Source organism: Streptomyces sp. NPDC005483 (assembly GCF_040606035.1).
GTDB lineage: Bacteria > Actinomycetota > Actinomycetes > Streptomycetales > Streptomycetaceae > Streptomyces.
In genome coordinates this window covers 83,302-105,131 of the sequence record NZ_JBEXEA010000023.1, presented here as the reverse complement: position 1 = coordinate 105,131, position 21,830 = coordinate 83,302, and the positions used below count along the sequence as shown (strand labels likewise).

15 protein-coding genes are annotated in these 21,830 nt (G+C 71.2%); 6 read left to right on the top strand and 9 right to left on the bottom strand.

The window, feature by feature from the left end:
- Positions 1-17: 17 nt before the first annotated feature.
- The 3 genes from ABZT06_RS35240 to ABZT06_RS35230 form a co-directional block, all read right to left on the bottom strand.
- Entirely contained in the window at positions 18-488 is a 471-nt protein-coding gene (locus tag ABZT06_RS35240; RefSeq protein ID WP_355750493.1) for a carboxymuconolactone decarboxylase family protein, read from the bottom strand.
- Between the two features lie 378 nt (positions 489-866).
- Positions 867-1,568, bottom strand: a complete 702-nt coding sequence (locus ABZT06_RS35235; RefSeq protein WP_355750490.1) for a restriction endonuclease — start codon at positions 1,566-1,568, stop codon at positions 867-869.
- A gap of 147 nt (positions 1,569-1,715) precedes the next feature.
- Positions 1,716-2,774, bottom strand: a complete 1,059-nt coding sequence (locus ABZT06_RS35230) for a cellulase family glycosylhydrolase (RefSeq protein WP_355750487.1) — start codon at positions 2,772-2,774, stop codon at positions 1,716-1,718.
- 148 nt (positions 2,775-2,922) lie between these two features.
- On the opposite strand from ABZT06_RS35230, the gene ABZT06_RS35225 reads away from it, so the two are divergent.
- Positions 2,923-4,002 carry a LacI family DNA-binding transcriptional regulator gene (locus ABZT06_RS35225; protein ID WP_355750484.1) on the top strand — a complete coding sequence of 360 codons (1,080 nt, stop codon included), beginning with the start codon at positions 2,923-2,925 and terminating at the stop codon, positions 4,000-4,002.
- 59 nt (positions 4,003-4,061) lie between these two features.
- Entirely contained in the window at positions 4,062-5,297 is a 1,236-nt protein-coding gene (locus ABZT06_RS35220; protein ID WP_355750481.1) for an MFS transporter, read from the top strand.
- A 340-nt stretch (positions 5,298-5,637) separates the two neighbouring features.
- On the opposite strand, the gene icmF is transcribed toward ABZT06_RS35220, so the two are convergent.
- Both icmF and ABZT06_RS35210 read right to left on the bottom strand, forming a co-directional pair.
- On the bottom strand, positions 5,638-8,868 hold the full coding sequence (gene icmF, locus ABZT06_RS35215; protein WP_355750478.1) for a fused isobutyryl-CoA mutase/GTPase IcmF: 3,231 nt from the start codon (positions 8,866-8,868) through the stop codon (positions 5,638-5,640).
- Between the two features lie 130 nt (positions 8,869-8,998).
- Positions 8,999-9,163, bottom strand: coding sequence for a hypothetical protein (locus tag ABZT06_RS35210; RefSeq protein WP_355750475.1), 165 nt, complete (start codon positions 9,161-9,163; stop codon positions 8,999-9,001).
- 143 nt (positions 9,164-9,306) lie between these two features.
- Between ABZT06_RS35210 and ABZT06_RS35205 the strand changes: the two genes are divergently transcribed.
- The 4 genes from ABZT06_RS35205 to ABZT06_RS35190 all read left to right on the top strand — a co-directional run bounded on the left by ABZT06_RS35205 (position 9,307) and on the right by ABZT06_RS35190 (position 15,046).
- A complete protein-coding gene (locus ABZT06_RS35205) occupies positions 9,307-10,509 on the top strand; it encodes an FAD-dependent monooxygenase (RefSeq protein WP_355750472.1) in 1,203 nt (400 codons plus the stop codon).
- Between the two features lie 293 nt (positions 10,510-10,802).
- Positions 10,803-12,974 (top strand): MMPL family transporter, encoded by a 2,172-nt coding sequence (locus ABZT06_RS35200; protein ID WP_355750469.1) that lies wholly within the window; start codon positions 10,803-10,805, stop codon positions 12,972-12,974.
- Between the two features lie 120 nt (positions 12,975-13,094).
- A complete protein-coding gene (locus tag ABZT06_RS35195) occupies positions 13,095-13,856 on the top strand; it encodes a DUF2071 domain-containing protein (protein WP_355750466.1) in 762 nt (253 codons plus the stop codon).
- A gap of 119 nt (positions 13,857-13,975) precedes the next feature.
- Complete coding sequence (locus ABZT06_RS35190; RefSeq protein WP_355750463.1) at positions 13,976-15,046, top strand: glycerophosphodiester phosphodiesterase family protein; 1,071 nt, start codon at positions 13,976-13,978, stop codon at positions 15,044-15,046.
- A 45-nt stretch (positions 15,047-15,091) separates the two neighbouring features.
- Here ABZT06_RS35190 and ABZT06_RS35185 read toward each other — a convergent pair whose 3' ends face one another.
- The 4 genes from ABZT06_RS35185 to ABZT06_RS35170 form a co-directional block, all read right to left on the bottom strand.
- Complete coding sequence (locus ABZT06_RS35185) at positions 15,092-15,736, bottom strand: DUF6629 family protein (RefSeq protein WP_355750460.1); 645 nt, start codon at positions 15,734-15,736, stop codon at positions 15,092-15,094.
- 78 nt (positions 15,737-15,814) lie between these two features.
- Entirely contained in the window at positions 15,815-17,092 is a 1,278-nt protein-coding gene (locus ABZT06_RS35180) for an extracellular solute-binding protein (protein WP_355750458.1), read from the bottom strand.
- The gene (locus ABZT06_RS35175) at positions 17,089-18,306 is read right to left on the bottom strand and encodes a hypothetical protein (RefSeq protein ID WP_355750456.1); all 1,218 of its coding nucleotides are present in this window, start codon (positions 18,304-18,306) and stop codon (positions 17,089-17,091) included. Before ABZT06_RS35175 ends, ABZT06_RS35180 begins: the two co-directional genes overlap by 4 nt.
- Positions 18,210-21,776 (bottom strand): tetratricopeptide repeat protein, encoded by a 3,567-nt coding sequence (locus tag ABZT06_RS35170; RefSeq protein WP_355750453.1) that lies wholly within the window; start codon positions 21,774-21,776, stop codon positions 18,210-18,212. Before ABZT06_RS35170 ends, ABZT06_RS35175 begins: the two co-directional genes overlap by 97 nt.
- Positions 21,777-21,830: the final 54 nt, after the last annotated feature.

The window sequence follows — 21,830 nt, the reverse complement described above, 5'->3', positions numbered from 1 at the left end:
GGCCGGTCAGCTCGGCCTCAGCCGAACTGACCGACCACGTAGTCGCCGGCCGGCTGCTGGGTCATGACGTTCAGCCGGTTGAAGGCGTTGATGACGGCGATCAGGGAGACCAGGGCGAGGAGCTGCTCCTCGTCGTAGTGCTTGGCCGCGTTCTCCCAGACCTCGTCCGGGACTCCGGCCCCGTCGGCGAGGCGGGTGCCCTGCTCCGTCAGTTCCAGCGCGGCGCGCTCGGCCTCGGTGAAGACCTTGGCCTCACGCCACGCGGCGACCATGTGCAGGCGCTGCGCGGTCTCGCCCGCGGCGGCGGCCTCCTTGGTGTGCATGTCGAGGCAGAACCCGCAGCCGTTGATCTGGCTCGCGCGGATCTTCACCAGTTCCTGGGTCGTCATCGGCAGCCCCGAGTCCGTGACCACCTTGCCCGCGGAGGCGAAGTGCTTGAGCAGCTTGCCGGCCAGCGGGCTGGCGAAGACGTCGAGTCGGGCTTCCATGGTGTGCTCCTTCTGCCGTGGTCGATGGCTACACACCTATGACTGAATGGCCCGGCGGTTTGTGACACGGATGAATGTGACCTGGGTCTCCTTGGAACGCCGACTGGCGGCCTGGGGGGAGGAACCGTTCGACGCGGTGCTCCGGGAGGTCGCCGGACGGGCCGGCCGCGAGGCGTGGTCGAACGTCACCTGGGCATGGACTCCACGGTGACTCCGGCGGCCGAGCGGCGTCCGTACGACCTTTGCCGCACCGCGCCCCGAATGGGAGGCCAAGTCGGCCTGATCGGTTTCCGCTCGCAAGTTCCAGGGGTGAGGGCGCCGTTCGGTGCCCTCGATGTCCGCGCGACGACCTCCGAGAGCGCACAACCGAGGCCCGCCCTAACCGCCGTACGCCTGCTTCCAGCGGGCCCTGTGCCGGGCGTCTCCCTGCCCCCGGCCGTTCACGCCGGGCAGTGACATGAGGGAGGCTCCGCTGTTCCAGAGGCCGAGGAGGTCGCGGTGTACGGCGAGGATGTCGTGCTGGAGTGCGAACTTCTGCGAGGGGCCGGTGAAGCGTGAGGTGGTCACAAAGACGGCCACGTCGGCCCGGAAGTGCACCCGGGCGCCCAGCAGATCGCGCAGCTCGCGGTTCGGGATCGCTCTGCTCGGTGCGTACCGTTTGCACTGGACGACCATCGTCCGGCCGTCCGGCAGCCGTCCGAGGACGTCGGCGCCGTTGTCGCCCGCACCGCCCACCCGACGGACCTGCGTGCATCCGTCCCGCCGGCACAGCCCCGCGACCAGTTCCTCGAACTCGGTGCCCGTCATGACGTCCACCTCGGCGAGGGTCCGCCGGCCCGCCTCCACGGCGTCCTCCTGGCGCCAGCGGCGGTCACGGCCGCGCAGCAGCCGGTCCGTCCGCCACAGCCGCCAGCCGGTCCCCACGGCGACACCGACCAGCAGGAAACCCAACAGATACGGCCACACGCTCGCCCAGAACATCACCAGGAGGACCAGCGCCACCGCGCCGCCTCCCGCGCCCCACCTGATCCTCAGCGCCCGCCGTCTGCGAGCGGCCGCACCCCGTCGACGCCTGGCCACGGCAGCCTCCCCCCCTGCGCTCCTTCCCAGAAGTCTGGGCAGCTCAAGGGGGCCTGAGAAGGGCGCGAGTCGGCCATGTCCGAACAGCCGGCACAAGAGCCGGCCGGCCGCGGCGCCTGAAGGCACCGCGACCGGCCGGGGAACGGGTCAGCCCTTGACGGGTTTGCCGCGACCCCAGGCCCAGGCGAGGCGGTCGGCGCCGGACTGGTTGGTGGTCTCCAGCCACGGCCGGTTGGCCGGGCCGACGAGCTTCTGCACCGAGTAGATGTCGTCGGTGCGCAGGCCCGGCCAGTACACCGAGCCCATCTTGAGCTCGCGGAAGGTGTCGGTGACGGCCTGGATGAAGTTGACGTAGTTGTCGTCCGGGGTCTTCACGTTGTAGTTCAGGCCCGTGGTCATCGGGGCACCGAACTCGTCCGCCACGGTCCGGTTGGCGCAGTCACCGATGCGTACCTTCAGGTCGGCCACCCACTCGTCGTAGGTGGCGTACGACTTCCAGAAGCCGTAGTGGTGCAGCGACAGGTAGGTGCCCTTCAGGCGCGGGTCGGCGCACACCGTGGTGACGTGGTCGTTGTAGCCGGCGCCGCTGACGAAGACGCGGTTGCGCGGCACCGACTTGTAGGTGTCCAGCCACTTCGCGGCGATGTCGGCCCACTGGGCGTCGGTGTAGCCGTGCGGCTCGTTCATCGGCTCGAAGTAGACCCGGGAGTTGCCCTTGTACGCCTTGACGACGGTGTTCCACATCGGCCAGTAGGTGGCCTCGTCGTCGATGAAGCCGTCCTTGCGGTCCCCCGTACCCTCCCAGTAGGACACGATGACCTTGAAGCCCTGGGCCGTCGCGGCGTCTATGACGCCCCGGTACGACTTCCAGTAGGAGCCGTTGACGGTGTACGGGTTGATCGGCAGCCGCACGGTGTTGGCGCCGAGGTTCGCGCGGAATGCCGCGATGATGCGGGTCGCCTTGGTGTACGTCTGCGCGTAGGTGTCGGAGGTCGACAGGCCCGACAGCTGGAGTTCGTCGTCCGCGAAGTTGTCACGCGGGTCCGCCCAGTTGACGCCCTTGAACTGGGTCGTGTCAGTGGTCGGCGCGGCGGCGGAGGCGGGGCTGCCGGTGAGGGTGGCGCCGCTGATCGCGGCGATCGCGACGGCGACGAGCGAGGCACGCAGCCTGGGGGCGCGACGGGTGCTGACGGGGGTCTTGCGCATCGACCAAACCCTTTCGGAATGACAGCATGTTTACGTAAACATGACGGCGCCGGAATCGTGGCATCCGCCCAGGCGACCGTCAAGGTTTCCCACACGTAACATCCGGTGCGACATGCAACAGTTTCGTGTGCGAACGGAGGAGGCAGCAGTGGTGGAGCGGGGAGGTTCCGGTGTCCCCGGAGGCCGGCGCAAGCAGCGCGTGTCCATGGCCGACGTGGCCAAGCTCGCGGGCGTCTCCTCACAGACGGTCTCGCGGGTCTCCAACGGTCACCCCGGGGTGATCACGTCCACCCGCGAGCAGGTCCTGGCGGCGATGCGGGAGCTGGGGTACCGACCCAACAGTGCCGCGCGGGCGCTGCGGTACGGCCAGTTCAACACCATCGGCGTGATCCTGTTCAGCCTGTCCTCGACCGGCAACAGCCGGACGGTGGAGGCGATCGCCACGCACGCGGCGGCCGAGGGCTACGCGATCACTCTGATCCCCATCGACGTCCCGACGCAGGACAACGTGCTGGGCGCCTTCACGCGCATGGGCGAGCTGGCCGTCGACGCGGTCATCGTCATCATGGAGATCCATCTCCTCGACACCGGGACGGTCCAGCTGCCGCCCGGGGTGCATGTCGTCGTGGTGGACTCCGACGCCGGCGACCGCTACAGCGTGGTCGACACCGATCAGGCGGACGGCGCCCGGAAGGCCGTACGGCATCTGCTCGACCTGGGCCATCGGACCGTGTGGCACGTGACCGGTCCGCAGGCGTCCTTCGCGGGGCAGCGACGGACCCAGGCCTGGCGTGCGGTGCTCCGGGAGGCCGGACGGCCGGTGCCGCCCGCGCTGTACGGGGACTGGTCGGCCGAGTCCGGTTACGCGGCCGGGCTGGTGCTCGCCGAACCACCGGACTGCACGGCCGTGTTCGCCGCCAACGACCAGATGGCGCTGGGGCTGTTGCGGGCGTTCCACGAGCGGGGGCTGTCCGTGCCGTACGACGTCAGCGTGGTCGGTTTCGACGACATTCCGGACGCGGCGTTCTTCGTGCCGCCGCTCACGACCGTCCACCAGGACTTCGCGGAGGTGGGATATCGCTGTGTCCAGAAGGTGCTGCAGCAGATCCGCGCGGGTGAGGGCGGGCAGCCGGGGACCGACCTGGTGCCGACCAGCCTGGTGGTGAGAGGGAGCACGGCCGCGCCTCCGCGTCACGTTACGCACGAGGAACGGGGAGGACGTTTGTGATCGTCCTGGTCGCCCACGTCGGTTGACCTTGCCCCAAGGGAAGCCCGCAGCATCGCACCATGAAGCGACGCATACGGCTGCTGGTCGACATGGGGCCCCTGCGGTCGGGCGAGTTCCGGCGGTTGTGGGCGGCCGGGATCGTGACCGCCCTCGGGGCCCAACTCACCGCGGTCGTCGTGCCGTTGCAGATCTACGAGTTCTCCGGTTCGTCGGCCTTCGTCGGTCTGGCGGGGCTCGTGGGCCTCGCCCCGATGGCCGCGGCGGCGCTCTGGGGCGGGGCGCTCGCCGACGTACGGGACCGGCGACGGGTGCTGCTGACGACCACGGTCGGCATCGGCGTGACGTCGCTGCTGCTGTGGGCGCAGGCATGGGCGGAGCTCCGGTCGATCGGTGTGCTGCTCGTGCTGGTGGGCATCCAGCAGGCCCTGTTCGGCGCCAACTCCACGGTGAGCAGGGCCGTGACACCCCGTCTCGTGCCGCCCGAGCTGCTTCCGGCCGCCAACGCGCTCCAGTCGGTGGTCCTCCTGTCGGCGGGGATCGCGGGACCACTGCTCGCCGGTTTTCTGCTGCCGGTCGTGGGGAGCCGGACGCTGTACCTGGCGGACGCCGTCGCCGTCTGCGCGACGGTGTGGGCGGTGTGGCGGCTGCCGGATCTTCCTCCGGTCTGCGGCGGTGAGCCACGACGGGCCTCGATGACACGGCAGATCACGGACGGCGTACGGTTCGTGACGCGACATCAGATTCTGCTCACGGTCTATCTCTGCGACTTCACCGCCCTCTCCCTCGGCCTGCCCACGGCGCTCTTGCCGCAGCTGGCGGCGGAGACCTTCCGCCCTTCGGACATCGGGGTGTTGTACGCCGCCGTCTCGGCCGGTGGCGTGTTGGCGGGGTTGTTCTCCGGGACCTTCACCCGCGTCCGCCGCCACGGTGTCGCGGTGGCGGTGTCGGTCGGCGGGTGGGGCATGGCGATCGCGGGGTTCGGGCTGGCCCGCTCACTGGCGTCCGCCGTGGCGTGGCTGCTGGTGGCCGGTGGTGCGCTCCTCGCGCTGGGTGTCTTCCGGAAGACGGTGCTGCAGACGGCCGTTCCGGACGGGATGCGCGGCCGGCTCCAGGGGATCGACACGGTGGTGGCCGTCGGAGGACCCCGGCTGGGCGACCTCCTGCACGGCACGGTCGGCGCCGCCCTCGGTGTCACGTGGACCGTGACGGGCGGCGGTGCCCTGACCGTCGTGGCGGCACTCGCCCTCCTCCTGCTCCGCCCCGCGTTGCGGAAACATCGCGTGACCCTCACTTGAGGGTCAGCGGCGACGAACTGTCGCGCAGGCCCTCCAGCACGGCTCCGATCTCGGCGCGGGCCAGGTGGGTGGCCAGGCACAAGTGCGGGCCGTGGGCGAAGGTGGTGCTTGTCGGGGGTGCGGTCGAGGCGGAGCAGGGCGGGGTCCTCGAAGACCTGGACAGCCGGGCCGTCTCGTCACCGCCGAGGATCGGCCGCGTGGCCGGGCGGGTCGAGCGGGCTGCCCGCTCCGACGACGGGGCTGTACCTCACCGCATCCTGCCGGACGACCCCGGCCGCCAGTGGGGCCAGGGTCGACGAAGTGCACCTGGAAGCCGACCCGCGCGGCGGACGGCCCGTGGTCAGACGTTGCGCCGGTACTGGCCGCCGACCTCGAAGAATGCCTCGGTGATCTGCTGGAGGGAGCAGACGCGGGTGGCGTCCATGAGGACGGCGAACACGTTCTCGCCGCGTACCGCCGCGTCCTTGAGGGCGTCCAGGGCGATCTGGGCCTGGTCGTGGTTGCGGGCGTGGAAGTCCCGTACGCGCTCCAGCTGGGACTGCTTCTCCTCCTCGGTGGCGCGGGCCAGTTCGACGACGCCCGGCTCGGCGGTGTCGGCGTGGGGGTTGCGGAAGGTGTTGACGCCGATGAGGGGCAGGGAGCCGTCGTGCTTGCGCTGCTCGTAGAGCATCGACTCGTCCTGGATACGGCCGCGCTGGTAGCCGGTCTCCATCGCGCCGAGCACACCACCGCGTTCGCTGATCCGCTCGAACTCCTGGAGGACGGCTTCCTCGACCAGGTCGGTGAGTTCGTCGATGATGAACGAGCCCTGCAGGGGGTTCTCGTTCATCGCCAGGCCCCACTCCCGGTTGATGATCAGCTGGATGGCCAGCGCCCGGCGTACGGACTCCTCGGTGGGGGTGGTGACGGCCTCGTCGTAGGCGTTGGTGTGCAGGCTGTTGCAGTTGTCGTAGATGGCGATGAGCGCCTGGAGCGTGGTGCGGATGTCGTTGAAGTCCATCTCCTGGGCGTGCAGGGAGCGTCCGGAGGTCTGGACGTGGTACTTCAGCTTCTGGCTGCGCTCCCCGGCGCCGTACTTCTCCTTCATGGCGACGGCCCAGATGCGGCGGGCGACCCGGCCCAGGACCGAGTACTCGGGGTCCATGCCGTTGGAGAAGAAGAACGACAAGTTCGGGGCGAAGTCGTCGACGCGCATGCCGCGGGCGAGGTATGCCTCGACGTAGGTGAAGCCGTTGGCGAGGGTGAAGGCGAGCTGGCTGATGGGGTTCGCACCGGCTTCGGCGATGTGGTAGCCGGAGATGGAAACCGAGTAGAAGTTGCGGACCTTGTGGGCGATGAACCACTCCTGGATGTCGGCCATCATCCGCAGGCTGAACTCGGTGGAGAACAGGCAGGTGTTCTGGCCCTGGTCCTCCTTGAGGATGTCGGCCTGCACGGTGCCGCGCACGTTCGCCAGCGCGTGGGCACGCAGGTCGGCCGCCTCCTCGGGGGACGGGGCACGACCCTCCTCGGCGCGGAAGCGCTCGGTCTGCTGCTCAATCGCGGTGTTGAGGAAGAACGCCAGTACCGCCGGTGCCGGGCCGTTGATCGTCATGGAGACGGAGGTCGTCGGCGCCACCAGGTCGAAGCCGTCGTAGAGCGCCTTCATGTCCTCCAGGGTGGCCACCGAGACGCCGGAGGTGCCGACCTTGCCGTAGATGTCGGGGCGCTCGTCGGGGTCGCGGCCGTACAACGTCACCGAGTCGAACGCGGTGGACAGGCGGGTCGCCGGCTGGCCCTCGGACAACAGTTTGAAACGGCGGTTGGTGCGGAACGGGTCGCCCTCGCCGGCGAACATGCGGGCCGGGTCCTCGCCGTCGCGCTTGAAGGGGAACACCCCGGCCGTGAACGGGAAGTGGCCGGGCAGGTTCTCCGCCCGCCAGAACCGGACCAGTTCGCCGTGGTCGGTGAAGCGGGGCAGGGCGACGCGGGGGATCTTGTTGCCCGACAGGGACTCGCGGGTCAGTTTGGTGCGGATCTCGCGGTCCCGGACCTTCACGACCTGCTCGTCGCCGGAGTAGGAGGCGATGACGGAGGGCCATGTCTCGATCTGCCGCACGATGTCGTGCGGGAGGCGCGTGCGGGCGTCCTCCAGCAGCGCGTGGACGTTCGCGGCGTCGGAGCCGGCTTCGGCGAGCTCGGTCCCGACCAGCTCCAGCCGCTGCACCCGCCGGGCGGCCTCGGCCAGTTGCTCGGTGTCGGCGTGGTAGCCGCGTACGGTCTCGGTGATCTCGGCGAGGTAGCGCACCCGGTCCGGCGGAACCACCTGCCGGATGCCGGAGGAGTGACGGACGTCGACCCGCGCCAGCGCGCCCTCGGGCAGCGGCAGCCCCTTGTCGGCGAGGAGGGAGGTGAGGTGCTGGTGGAGCGCGGTGACGCCGTCGTCGTTGAAGGTGGCCGCCGAGGTGCCGTACACCGGCATGTCCTCGGGCCGCTTGCCGAACGCCTCGCGGTTGCGGACCAGTTGGCGGCCCACGTCCCGCAGGGCGTCCTTGGCGCCGCGCCGCTCGAATTTGTTGATCGCCACGACGTCGGCGAAGTCGAGCATGTCGATCTTCTCCAGCTGCGAGGCCGCGCCGAACTCGGGCGTCATGACATACAGCGAGGCGTCGACGAACGGCACGATCGCCGCGTCGCCCTGGCCGATGCCCGGCGTCTCCACGATCACCAGGTCGAACCCGGCGGCCTTCACGACGTCGATCACGTCGGAGAGGTGCTCGGGCAGTTCGCGGCTGCCGCGGGTGGCGAGGCTGCGGAAGAACACCCGGTTCCCGTCGAGGGAGTTCATCCGGATCCGGTCGCCGAGCAGCGCACCACCACCGCGGCGGCGGGTCGGGTCGACCGCGATCACAGCGATGCGCAGGGCGTCCCGCTGGTCGACCCGGAACCGGCGGACCAGTTCGTCGGTCAGCGACGACTTGCCGGAGCCGCCGGTGCCGGTGATGCCGAGCACCGGCACGTGCCGTGTCGCCGCCGTGGCCCGCAGCTCCCGCCGGAACTCCGGGGGAAGTTTGCCGAGTTCGGCACCGGTCAGGGCGCGGGCGACCGCGAACCGGTCGCAGGCCAGGACCGCGGTGAGATCGGCCGGCCTGCCGTCCCAGAGGTCGAAGTCGCAGTCCTTGACGACCGTGTTCACCATCCCCGCGAGCCCCAGTCTCTGGCCGTCCTCGGGCGAGAAGATCGTCACCCCGCTCTCGCGGAGCCGGGCGATCTCCTCCGGCACGATCACTCCGCCACCGCCGCCCACCACCCGGATGTGTTCAGCGCCCTGCTTCCGGAGCGAGGCGACCAGGTACTCGAAGTACTCGACATGTCCGCCCTGATAGGACGAGACCGCCACGCCGTGCGCGTCCTCCTCCAGAGCCGCGTCCACGACCTCCCGCACCGACCGGTTGTGGCCGAGGTGGATGACCTCGGCGCCCTGCGACTGGAAGATCCGCCGCATGATGTTGATCGAGGCGTCATGCCCGTCGAACAGCGCCGAGGCGGTGACCAGGCGGACGGGGTGGACAGGGCGATGCAGATCGCTCATGGCGGAGCCTTCCCAGGACACGTCGAAGAACGCGAGCTGAGAAAATAGTAGGACGTCCTAGTAAAATTGTGGGGGTCGGAGTGAGGAGAAGCACAGGAGGACGCCCGAATGGCCGCACCCTCCGAGCGGCTCAGGCGTACCGCTCCCCCTCGGTGGCGACGTTCGCGGCAGCGACCGCCTGCTCCTCGCCACCCTCCTCACCGCCCTCCTCGCGCTCCTTTCGCGCGGCGAGATCCCTCGCCACCCTGTCCGAGTACAGCCTCATCTCGGCCTCGGTCCGCAGATCGAACACCATTGCCTCCCAGCCCTTTTGACCGTTGCTTTACTTGAACATTACCCGACATGGTTCCCGTCAGCCGTGAATCCTGTTCGCACACAGGAAGTTGGCCCCTTGTTCACCACGCTGCGGACGGGCCGCGTGCCGCCTACAGTGGACGGATGCCCGCCCTCGCGCACGGTCCGCGGATCGCCGTCGTCGGCGGTGGCATCGGCGGTCTGGCCGCCGCCGGTTTCCTGCGGCGCGCGGGGCTGACGGCCACGGTCCACGAGCAGGCGCCCGAACTCGCCGAGGTCGGCGCCGGCCTGATGGCGGCCCCCAATGCCGTACGGCTGCTGCGTCGCCTGGGTGTGATGGAGCGGTTCCTGCGCCGGGCCGTGGCACTGGACCGGGGCTGGGAGTTGCGGCGCTGGGCGGACGGGTCGGTGCTCTCGGTGGAGAAGCTCACCGGCGTCTGCGAGCGGCTCTACGGTGAGCGGACCTACGTCGTCCACCGCGCCGATCTGCTCGACACCCTCAGGTCCGCCGTGCCGGGCGAGTGGATCCGGCTGGGCGCCCGGTGCACCTCGGTCGACGAGAGCGCTCGGGGCGATGCACTGCTCGGCTTCGCCGACGGCAGCGTCGTCGAGGCCGATGTCGTGATCGGCGCCGACGGGGTGCACTCGGTCGTGCGCGGCGCGGTCACCGAGCCCACCGCACCGGAGCGCTCCGGACTCTGCGCCTTCCGCACCCTGGTACCCGCCGCGGCCGCGCCGGAGTTCGCGCGGCGGCCCGCCCACACCATCTGGCTGGGACCCGGACGGCACTTCGTGCACTACCCGATCGCCGGGGGCGAAGCCGTCAACGTCGTCGCCATCGCCCCGGCCGGTGACCACACCGACGAGTCCTGGAGCGCGACGGCCTCCGTCGAGGAGTTCCGGGCCGAGTTCGCCGACTGGGACCCTCGGGTGAGGGACCTGATCGCGTCCGGCGGTACGCCCGGACGCTGGGCGCTGCTGGACCGGGCGCCGCTGCGACGGTGGAGCCGGGGCGGGATCACGCTGCTCGGCGATGCCGCCCACCCGATGTTCCCGTTCTTCGCGCAGGGCGCGGCCCAGGCCGTCGAGGACGCCGCCGTACTGGCCCGCTGCCTGGCCGACTCCCCCGACGACCCCCGGCGCGCCCTGAGACGCTACGAGTGCGCGCGCCTTGCCCGCACCACCCGGCTCCAGCACCTGAGCCACGCCCGCCGGGACGTCAACCACCTGCCCGACGGCCCCGAACAGCAGGCCCGCGACGCGGCGCTCGCCGACGCCGACCCGCTGGTGGGCAATGGCTGGATCTACGGGTACGACGCCGAGGAGGCACTGGCGATGCCGGCCTGATCCCGGACCGGGGCCGGGCGGACCGGGTGCGCGCCGGAGCGAAGGCCCTGGTCGGCCGAGAACCGGTGGGTCCACGGGCCCGTGGGTCCACGGCTCCCACCGAGGGCCGGCCCGCCGACCGGCCAAACTGACTCCCGGTCAAGCGATCTTGATACGTGATCTCTAGGATGAGAGCTCAAGACAACCATTCCGGCCGGTCCGACGGGGGGACCCAGAGGGACCGCCGGGGGTCGCCGATGCCAGGGACCGCTCCCCGGGCTGCGGTGATCTTCCTTCCCAGGAGGACCTTCCGCATGTTCCGAAGTATTGGCAACGCTGTCGTCAGACATCCCGTCTGGACGATCGTTGCGTGGTTGATCGCTGCCGTGGCGATCGTCGCCACCGCTCCGAGCCTGCCCTCGAACAGTGACGAGAGCAGTTTCCTCCCCAAGAGTTACGAGTCGATCCAAGCGGCGGATCTCCAGCAGAAGGCGTTCCCCAGCGCCTTCACCCCGTCCGCGATCGCGCTGTACCAGCGCACCGACGGCGGCAAGCTCACCGCCGCCGACCAGAAGGACGTCGCCCGGATCACCTCCGAGCTGGGCAAGAAGAAGATCGACCAGGTGCAGAAGGTGGTCCCCGGCCAGCCGTCCACAGACGGCAGGTACACCATGACCCTGGTCCAGATGGACAGCAAGAACGCCGGTCAGCCCGAACAGGCCGACGCGGCCAAGGTGTTGCGTGACGACGTCAGACAACTCGTCAAGGGCACGAACCTGGACGTCAAGCTCGGCGGTTCCGCCGCTCAGGCCCTCGACCAGCAGGACTCGTCCAAGCGCGGCGAGGCGCTGATCGGCATCGGCACCTTCCTCATCATCCTGGTGACCCTGCTGATCATCTTCCGGGCGCCGATCCTGGCCTTCCTGCCCCTGATCACGATCGGGTTGGTGTCGGCGATCGCCAACGGTCTGATCGCGTACGCCACCAAGCTCTTCGGCCTCCAGGCCAACAGCTCGATCTCGTCGATCCTGATCGTCGTGCTGTTCGGCGTGGGCACGGACTACTTCCTGTTCCTGATGTTCCGCTACCGCGAACGTCTGCGGCTCGGCGACGAACCGAAGCAGGCCATGATCAACGCGGTCGACCGGGTCGGCGAGGCCATCGCCTCCGCCGCCGGCGCGGTCATCATCGCCTTCCTCGCGCTGATCCTTTCGACGCTGGGCTTCCTCAAGCAGATGGGCCCTGCGCTGGCGATCGCGGTCACCGTCACCCTGATCGCGGGCCTGACGCTGATCCCGGCCGTCGTCTCGCTCATCGGCCCGAAGGTGTTCTGGCCGTCGAAGTCCTGGCAGCGCGAGCCGGAGACCGCCCGGTTCGCCGCCCTGGGCCGGGGTGTGCAGAACCGTCCCGGGGTCACCGCCGCGGTCTCCGGCCTCGTCCTGGTCGTGCTGTCGCTCGGCACGCTCGGCTTCAACGCCACGTTCGACCTGGCCTCGGGTTCCATGCCCAAGACCAAGGAGTCGATGGTCGTCCAGGACGAGATGCAGAAGGCGTACTCGGCGGGTGCCGCCGCGCCGACCGACGTCTACCTGTCCAGCACCGACGGCAAGGCGATCGACACCACGGTCTTCGACGCGTACGTGAAGAAGCTCGGGGCCGTGGACGGTGTGGCGAACGCCCGGCTGTCGCAGTTGAACAAGGACGGCACCACGATCGACTTCACCGTCACACTCAAGTACGAGGCGTCGACGGACAAGGCGATCGAGACGGTGGGACGGGTCCGCGAGGTCGCGCACGCCGACGCCCCGCCCCGCACCGAGGCCCTGGTGGGCGGCATGTCCTCGATCTTCAAGGACATCGACACCGCGGTCAACCATGACTACCGGACGGTCTTCCCCGTCGCCGCCGCGCTGATCATGCTCATCCTGGGGCTGCTGCTGCGCAGCGTGGTCGCCCCCTGGTACCTGATGGCGTCGGTGGGTCTGGGCTTCGGCGCCACGATCGGTGCCACGGTCTGGATCTTCCAGGGCGCGGTCGGTCATTCGGGGCTGATGTTCATGCTCCCGGTGATCATGTATCTCTTCGTGGTCGCCATCGGCACCGACTACAACATCCTGATGATCGCCCGGCTCAGGGAGGAGGCCCGCGAGGGGCGCGAACCGCGCGAGGCCGCCGGTATGGCCGTACGGCACGCCGGACCGACCGTGGCCGCGGCCGGCTTCATCCTGGCGGCGACCTTCGCCACGATGATGCTGGCCGGAAACGCCCTGCTCACGGAGATGGGCTTCGCGGTCTCCTTCGGCATCGCCATCGCCGCGTTCGTCATGGCGATGTTCTTCACGCCCAGCCTCACCGCGCTGATCGGCCACGCCGCCTGGTGGCCGGGGCACGCGGACCGGGCGAAGGAGACACCGGCCGTCCCCGCACCGGTCTCCGGCGGTGACCGGGACACCGCGGTGCAGGATCCGGCTGGTCGCCGCAGCTGACGCCGGGGGACAGGACGAAGGACGGCGTCCGCCGGGCCGCACGGCTCGGCGGACGCCGTCCTTCGTCCCCGCACACCACCGCCGAGCCGGACCCGGCCGGCCTCTGACACCCTGGATCCCGTGCCGAACCCCACGCCCGTCACCCCGGACGCCCCTACCCCCGTACGGATCCCGCTTCTCACCCAGCAGTGGCTCGACCTCACCTTCATCCACTGGGCCGTCGAACCCTCGGTCGTGGCAGGACTGTTGCCGCGCGGCACGGTGCCCGACACTCACGACGGGCTCACCTACGTCGGGCTGGTCGCGTTCCGGATGCACCGGGTCGGCTGGCTGGGGCTGCCGGGGGTGCCGTATCTCGGGACCTTCCCGGAGACCAACGTGCGCCTGTACTCGGTGGACGCGCACGGACGGCGTGGCGTGGTGTTCCGCTCGATGGACGCCTCCCGGCTGATCCCGGTGGTGATGGGACGCGTCGGTTTCCGGCTGCCGTACCTCTGGTCGCGGATGAGCGTCCGCACGGCCGGTGACACCGTCACCTACACCAGCTCCCGCCGATGGCCCGGCCCGCGTGGCGCCCGCAGCCTGATCACGGTACGGACCGGCGAACGCATCGAGGAGCCGACCGCTCTGGAGCACTTCCTGACCGCCCGCTGGGGCATGCACAACGCTTTCCTGGGCGGCTCCGAGCCGCTGGCCTACCTGCCCAACGACCATCCGCGCTGGCCCCTGCACCGCGCCGAACTGCTCACCTGCGAACAGGACCTCCTCACCGCGGCCGGCCTGCCCGCCCCGACCGGCGCCCCGGTCAGTGTCCTGTACTCCCCCGGCGTCCCGGTCCGCCTCGGCCGCCCGGCCCGCCCGGCGGGCATCCCCACGCCCTGACGGCCGACAGGGACCGCGTTCCTCGGACATTCACGGTGGGATCACGTCCGAGGGGTTGAACCGGGCCGCGGCCTCGCTAGCGTCTGTGGGCGTCCCGACTCCACACGAGTGAGGTGCCGATGTCCTCAAGACGTGTCCTCGCCGGCCTGGCGCTGGTTCCGGTGCTCGCGCTGTCGGCCGCCACGCCCGCGACGGCGTACGACGGCCACGAACGCCCCGCCGCGAAGCCGCACTTCGACCTCCAGGCCCACCGCGGCGGCCTCGGCATGACCACCGAGGAGTCCCTGGAGGGCTTCGGCAAGGCGATGCGCCTCGGGGTGTCCACGCTGGAACTGGACACCCATGTCACCAAGGACCGGAAGGTGGTCGTCAACCACGACCGGCAGATCAGCGCCGTCAAGTGCCGTGACACGGGCCCGGTGACGGCCGGCGACCCGATGTACCCGTATGTCGGCAAGTACCTCAAGGATCTGACGCTGGCTCAGATCAAGACCATGGACTGCGGTTACCAGCAGCTGCCCGGTTTCCCGGAGCAGGAGGTGGTCAGGGGATTCCGGATGGTCGAGCTGAAGGATGTGCTGAACCTGGTCAGGAGCTACCGCGCCAAGCAGGTCAAGCTGAACATCGAGACGAAGGTCGAGGCCGGCGCGCCCGAACAGACCGCGCCGCGTGGGCTGTTCGTGCGGCGCGTCTACGAGGAGATCCACCGCTCGGGCATCGAGAACCAGGTCACCATCCAGTCCTTCGACTGGGGGGCACTGGAGGCGATGCACAAGCTGGCCCCGAAGTGGCCGCTCGTCGCACTCACCAACTACGACTTCCTCCAGGTCGGCAAGCCCGGCGCGTCACCGTGGCTCGGCGGGATCGACGCCGACGACTACGGCGGTGACTTCGTCCGGGCCGCCGCCACGATCCCCGGCGTCAGAGCCCTCTCCCCCAACTACGGCTTCCCTCAGAGCGGCAAGGTCGGCGACCCCGACTTCCGTTTCTACGCCGACCGGGCGATGGTCGCGGAGGCCCACGCCCGGGGCCTGAAGGTCATCCCGTGGACCTGCGACGACCCGGCCACCGTGGGGGCGCTCATGGACATGGGCGTCGACGGCGTCATCACCGACTACCCGAACCGCGTACGGCAGATCATGGCCGAGCGTGGCATGCCTCTGCCGAGGGCGTACCGGCCTTACAGGTAGGGCAGTTGGGAGGGCCGCTTCCTGCGCGGCGCGACAACGGCACGCCTACGAGCGGTAGATGTCCGCCGGGAGAGCCCGCTTCGGGGCGGGACGCCGCACCCATCCGTACAGGACCACCGAGCAGACCGCCGCCAACGCGCACCAGGTCGACACGAACTCCAGCCGCCACAGCAGCCAGCACACCAGGGCGCCCGCCCCGGTCAGGACTCCGAGCCCGGTGAGCCAACGGTCGCCCGAGAGCAGCAGCGCGCCGACCGTGGCGATGAGGTAGCCCGCGACAAGGAGTTCCGGCCGGGGCAGTCCGATGACGTAGGCCATGGTGTGGCCGCGGATCTCGGCCCGGACGGGGCGGGTGGCGAGGCTGTGGGTGAGGAAGGCGGCGGTCAGCGCGCCCACCGCCGAGACCGCCGCCACCCGGCGTCCGGCTCTGCGTGGGGCCGCGCACCACACACCCACCGGCACCCAGACGGCGAGCACGGGCAGGGCGAGGACGGCCCAGGCGACGGTGGCCGGGCCGGTCCCTCCGCCGGTGTGCCAGACCTGGGCTTCGACCAGTTGGTGGGCGCCGAGCAGCAGGGGCAGCGCGGCGAGGGGCAGGTCTCCGGCGCGGCGGGTCCGGATGACACAGGCCGCCCCGACGGACGTAACGGCCGCGCCCGCCACGAGATCCGCTGTCGCACTCCAGCACATGACACCACCATGTCAGGCCGGGCCGTCGACCACGTACTCCGCCACGACGCGCACGGGGCCGGGGCCGGGACGGCATGCTCACTCGCAGATGTGCTGCGGTGGCCGGAACGTGCGGTCGGTGCCGGAGTCCCTGTTCACTTGGACGCGTACGGTCTCCAACTGCTGAAGCAGCGAGTGGAGTTGCCGCTGGGTCGGGTCGCGGAAGAACTCCAGGACAGCTCGGTGGAAGGCGTCCCGCAGTTCGGGTGGCATCACGTCGGAGGCGTCGAAGCAGAGGACGCGGGCACCGGAGGTGAGCAGGGAGTCGATCTTCCGCTCGACCGGCGTCGCGGAGTCCGGCGGCGACAACCCGGCCGTGTCCGGGAACAGCGGCCGTACCGCCGGACGCGCCTCCGCCCACCAGAGCTTCCGCCCGGCCGGGCTCGACAGCCGCTCGACGAGTTGCTGGGCGTCCGGGTCGTCGCTGAAGACGGCGGCCATGTCTCCCGCCACCTCGAACGCGTCCTGATATGCGGGCTGTCCGTCCAGATACCGGGCCGACGGCTCCACCTTCACGTCGTCGCCCGTATAGACGTACCGGATGAAGGCACTCTGGTGCTCGTGCGTGCAGGCGAATCCGGGGGAGTCCAGCAGGCCGCGCGGCTGTCCGTCGGCTCCGGCCGCGCCCTCGAACGACGTGGTCAGGGACCGTTCCACCGACTTCGGGGAGCGCTTCCCGAGCAGCTTCGCCCAGGTGGTCCAGGCGCGCTCGACGGCCGGGTCGCGCCAGTCGAGGCGGCCCCTGGCCCACTCGTCGTAAAGGGTGGGGCCGGCCTGGTGAAGCACGAGGTCCTCGATCCAGTCGGTGCCGGGCCACCCGGAGGTGGCCTGGGAGGCGAGCCCCACGCACCACGAGGGCCTGTCGCCGGGCGCGTCCCGTTTGCTCCACACCAGGCTCTTGAGGTCGGCCTTCAGCGGCACCCAGTACGCACGCGCCTTGTTGTCCACGATCAGAGTCGGCACCCAGGGCGGGTAGGCGCGCTGGGCGGTCTCCGCGGCGAGCGGCTTCAGTTTGTCGCGGCGGGCGTACTCGGTGAGTTCGCCGATGCTGTTGAGGACCGCCACGTCCGGCGGGTCGTCGGCCTCCAGCTGTGAGACGAGCGTCTCGCGCAGTGAGCGGGTGCCCTCGTAGGTGTACGTCCGTCCGGTTCCGTCGTCCAGTCTGTCGAGCACGGCTTCGAAGGCCCTGCCCTCCTCGCCGGTCCAGGGGCCGAGGACGACCAGTGGGTCGCGGGTGTCCGACCCGCAACCGGGAACGAGCGCCAGCAGACACACCACGAGGAGGACGCGGAGCAGGACGCGCAGGACACGGCTCATGCGACGGCTCCCGGGCGGGTGACGACGAGGTACTCGCGGCGGTACGCGTGCAGCGCGCCGGCGATCACGGCCGCGCCGACCAGGCCCGTGGGGAACACGAACGGGGCGATGCCGTCGAGGAAGGCGATCCGCCCGTCGGCCAGGTCCGCGTCGATCCTGGCCCCGAGCGTCTCGATGGCCTGCGGCTCCGGCCCGGCGAAGGGCCTCTCCTCGGCGACCGTCTCCGTCCTGGGCGAGGTCCGCTCGGCCAGCGCGTCCGCGACGGGGACGGTTGCGTGCTGGGCGTCCAGGGCGAGCAGGGCGTCGACCGTCAGGAACGGTACGGCGAGCAACGGCAGGGCGGCGGCCGCGAGCGGGATGCTCAGCCGGATCCGGAAGCGGTCGCGCAGGAAGGACACCGTCCGCCACAGCCCGACGGTGAGGAGGGAGAGGGCGAGCGCGGCGAGCACCGCCGCGGTGATCGTGTCCGCGCCCCAGGCGGCCCGGTCGGCGAGGCGTGCGCGCAGCCGCCCCTCCAGACCGGTCACCCGGTCGACGATCGAGGTCGCGGCGGAGCCGGTCGCGGCCGGGCAGGCCGGGTAGGGGCTCTCGCCGGTCGCTGCGGCGGCCGTCGAGCAGAGCATGCTGCGCGCGTAGGTGAGTTCGGCGTCGCGCAGGACCGGGTCGGTGGCGTGGCCCTGGGCCCGGCCGATCCAGCCGGTGTAGTCGACGACCAGCGCGGACACAACGCGCAGTTCCTGTTCCTCGGCGACGGTGAGGGCTCCGCTGCGGGTGACCTGGTTCAGGCTCTGCGTGGCACGGGCGATCCGGGTCCGGTACCGCTCGCTGAGCCCGCTGAGCTCGGCCGCCCGGCCCTCGGCGAGGTTCCGCTCGGCCTCGCCCTGCGCGATGAGCAGCGACACCCGGGCGTCCGCGAGGTCGACCAGGGCGGGCGCCGCGCGTTCCCGGATGTACGCGGAGTCGCCGCGCACACCCGCGTAGGCCCAGCCGAGCGCCCCGAAGGCCACCACGGCGAGCAGCGGCAGTGCGATCAGCCGGTCCCGCAGGTAGGCGCGGTTGCGGTGGCCGACGACGGCGGGCCAGGCGTAGCGGTGGACACGGCGGGCGAGTTCGGCGGTTACGGCGGCGACTGCCCGTGTGAGGCGGAGGGTGTCCTGTGTGACGGCGCGTAAGCGACCGTCCGGAGCCAGTCGGCGACTCTCTTGCCGAGCCATGGGCTGTCCCTGTGGTGTCGGAAGGCGAGCGGGCGGACCTCGTAGGCGCGGTCCAGGAGGATTTCGGCCACGGCCGCGTCCTCGGGGGCGGCGGAGCGGGCGGCCTGGTGGGCGAGGGTGACATAGCGGCGTGACAGGTCCTCGCGCAGACCCTGTTCGTCGGGCGGGAGGCCGAGCCGGGGGTCCGCGCCGGCGGACAGGGCCGCGAGGCCCGCCGCGTCGAGGGCGTCGCGGGCGAGGGCGCCCTGTACGGCCTCCCAGACCTCGACGGTCATCCGGACCCTGGCCTCCTCATCGGTCAGGCCGTGCGCGTGGAAGAGCAGAGCGAGGCGCTCCACCGCCTCGCGGAGCCGCTGCGGTACCTCGTCGTCGTGCTCGGCCCTGCGCACGTACTCGATGCCGATCCGCACGGCCGCGGTCCGCGCGGCGGTCCGGTGCCGCGAGTGCTGTGGTACGGCGTCCAGTTCGCGTACGGCCTCCTCGCGGGCCTTTTCGCCGTCCAGCGCGAGCCGGGCCCGTGCGGCGCCGAAGGCCGCGCTGCCCAGGGACGGGTTGCGCAGCCGGACCGCCTCGTAGAAGGTCAGGGCCTCGTACGGGCGTCCGAGGCGTTCCGCGCAGTGTCCGAGGGCCAGCTTGGGCGCGTACTCGCCCGGGATCGCCGCGTACACCTGGTCGAAGTGCCGCCAGGCCGTGGCGACCTGGTCGCGGGCCAGGGCCAGGAGCCCGTGGTGCCAGTCCAGCCGCCAGTCGTACGGGGCGCGTCGGGGGCCGATCCGTGTCTCGGCCGCCCGCAGTTCCCGTTCGGCGGCTTCCGGTCCGTCGGCCGGGTTCCGCAACCGGAGCCGGCAGCGCAGGAGATGGACCTCCGTGGAGTCCCGCCAGTCACCGATGTGCTGGAGCAGGGCCTCCGGGGCGGCATCGGCGAGTCTGCTCAGCTCGGCGTGATGCTCGTCGTGGGGGTCGGGGCGCGGGACCGGTAACCGCTGGGCGACCTCGGCGGGCGAGGGCGGGGCGAACGGGGACGGCGCGTCGGGGGCGGTCCAGTGGGCCAGGGGTGGCGCGGAGCCCAGGGCGCCGTCGAGGGCGTAGGCCGACTGGAGGAAGAGCGGCGAGGGCTCGAAGGTCTCGGCACCGGTACGCAGTGACCGCAACTCACGGAACACACCCCGAAGTTGCTGCTCCATCTCCCGCGCGTCGGCGAACCGCCCCGCGGGCTCGGTCAGCGTGGCACGGTGCAGGACACGGGCGAGCGAGAGGAGACCGAGTCCGCGGGGAACGGGCGCGGTGGCGTCTCCGGGCCCCCAGGGTTCCTTGCCGGGCGCTTCGCCTGCGACCGACAGAACCCGCGGCCTCGGCTCCTCCGAGTCGGCAGGTGCCTCTCCGGATCCGGCGACTTGGCCGACGCCCGGCGTGTCTTCGGCGTCAGGCGTCGGGACGGGTCCTGAGGGACTCGGATCGTGACGCGACTGCGGCGGTGCGGGCACGAGACCCGACGTCTGGGCTACGCCCGGGGTCGGGGCTGCGTCTGGTGTGGGAGCCGCGTCTGGTGTGGGAGCCACGCCCGGTGTGGGAGCCGTGCCGTGTGGCCGAGCCGCACCCGGCGTCGGAGCCGCACCGTGTGGCCGAGCCGCGCCCGGCGTGGGAGCTGCGCCGTGTGTGGGAGCCGCGCCGTGTGTGGGAGCCGCACCGTGTGTCCGAGCCGCGCCCGGTGTCGGAGCCGTGCCCGGTGTCGGAGCCGCGCCCGGTCTGGGAGCTGCGTCCGGTGTGGGAGCCGCACCGTGTGGCCGAGCCGCGCCCGGCGTGGGAGCTGCGCCGTGTGTGGGAGCCGCGCCGTGTGTCCGAGCCGCGCCCGGTGTCGGAGCCGTGCCCGGTGTCGGAGCCGCGCCCGGTCTGGGAGCTGCGTCCGGTGTCGGAGCCGCACCGTGTGGCCGAGCCGCACTCGGCGTCGGAGCCGCACCGTGTGTCGGAGCCGCACCCGGCGTCGGAGCCGCACCCGATGCCTCACCGACGTCCAGCGCGCCCTCACCAGCCGATCCCCGGCCGACACCCGACAACTCCCCGCCACCCAGCACCTCGCCGCCGCCCAGCACCTCCTCACCACCCGGAGCCTCCCCACGGCCCGGCACCTCCTCGCCACCGGGTACCCCCTCGCCCCCCAGCACCTGCCCGCCGCCTAGCGCCCCCTCGCCACCCGGCACCTGCCCGCCGCCCAGCGCCCCCTCGCCACCCAGCAGCTCCCCGCCGCCCAGCCCGCCCTCGCCACCCAGCGGCTCCCGGCCGCCCGGCACCGCCTCGCCGGCCAGCCCCTTCCGGACGGTCGGCGTCTCGCCCCTGGCCCTTGCCTCCTCGACGACCCGTGCCCGTTCGACGGCAGACAGGGCGCGCTCACCGGCCGGCGCGACCTCAGCAGCCGCCTCCGTTCCGACCGCCGCCCCCGTCGGCCTCCCAGCACCCTCTCCCGTCAGCCCACCGCCATCCGCCCCCGCGGGCCTCTCGGGCCCCTCCCCCGCCACCCCTCCGGCATCCGCCCCCGCCGACCTCACGGCCCCCTCCCCCGCACCCCCTCCGGCGCCCTCCCCCGCCACCCCACCCAGCGTCCCGAGATCCCCCAGCCGTTCCAAGTCCTCCGCCGACGTACCCAGTCCGCTCAGGCGCCGCAGCGTCTCGCCCAGGCTGAAGAGGTCGTCCTGTTGCCTGGACTCGCCGTTCGGGCCCACGGTCGGGGCGCTGAAGCTGGCGGTGGTCATCCCCGGGGCCCCGGCCGGGCGTACGCTGCCCACGTCGATGATCTTCGTCGTGGTGCCGTCGTGCATGACGTTGTCCGGCTTCAGGTCGCCGTAGACCTTGCCGGGCCGGTCGGCGTGCAGATAGGCGAGGGCCGACAGGATCCGCACACCGTAGGCGAGCACGAACTCGTGGAAGCGGTGGTCGCCGAACTCCCCAGGGTTCAGTTTCGCCCGCGCCCGCACCTCCTCCAGCGTGAGTCCGTCCACGTACTGGAGGACGAGGAAGTCGCCGACCTCGGGATGATGGCCGTAGTTGAAGACGCGGATGATGTCGTCGTGGCCGAGGTCGACGAGGGCCCGCCGCTCCCGGGCCAGGGCGCCCGCCGCGGCCGCCGCCTGATCGGGGTGCAGCATCTTGATGGCGACCTCGCGGTTGTCGACCTTGGTGTCGAGCGCGAGATAGACCTCGCCCATACCGCCGTAGCCGAGCGGCCGGATCAGCCGGTACTGGCCCGCGAGCAACTGCCCGGGAGGCAGCGGCAGTTCCCCGGGATCACTGCCGGGGCCCCAGCCGCGTCCCAGCAGCGTGATCGTGGGCAGCACGGTCGGGTCGGGGTTCTCCGCCGGAAGGTCGACATGCGCGGCCCTCAGAAACATCGGCGGCCCGGCGACGACAAGCGGACCGAACGACCCGTCGGATTCCGGTACTTCACCGCACGCACTCCCGCCCCGAGCCCCCTTCATGCCTCCTCAGGATAGGGCCAGGTGCCGGGATCGGCCCCCTGCGTTCCCTCTGAG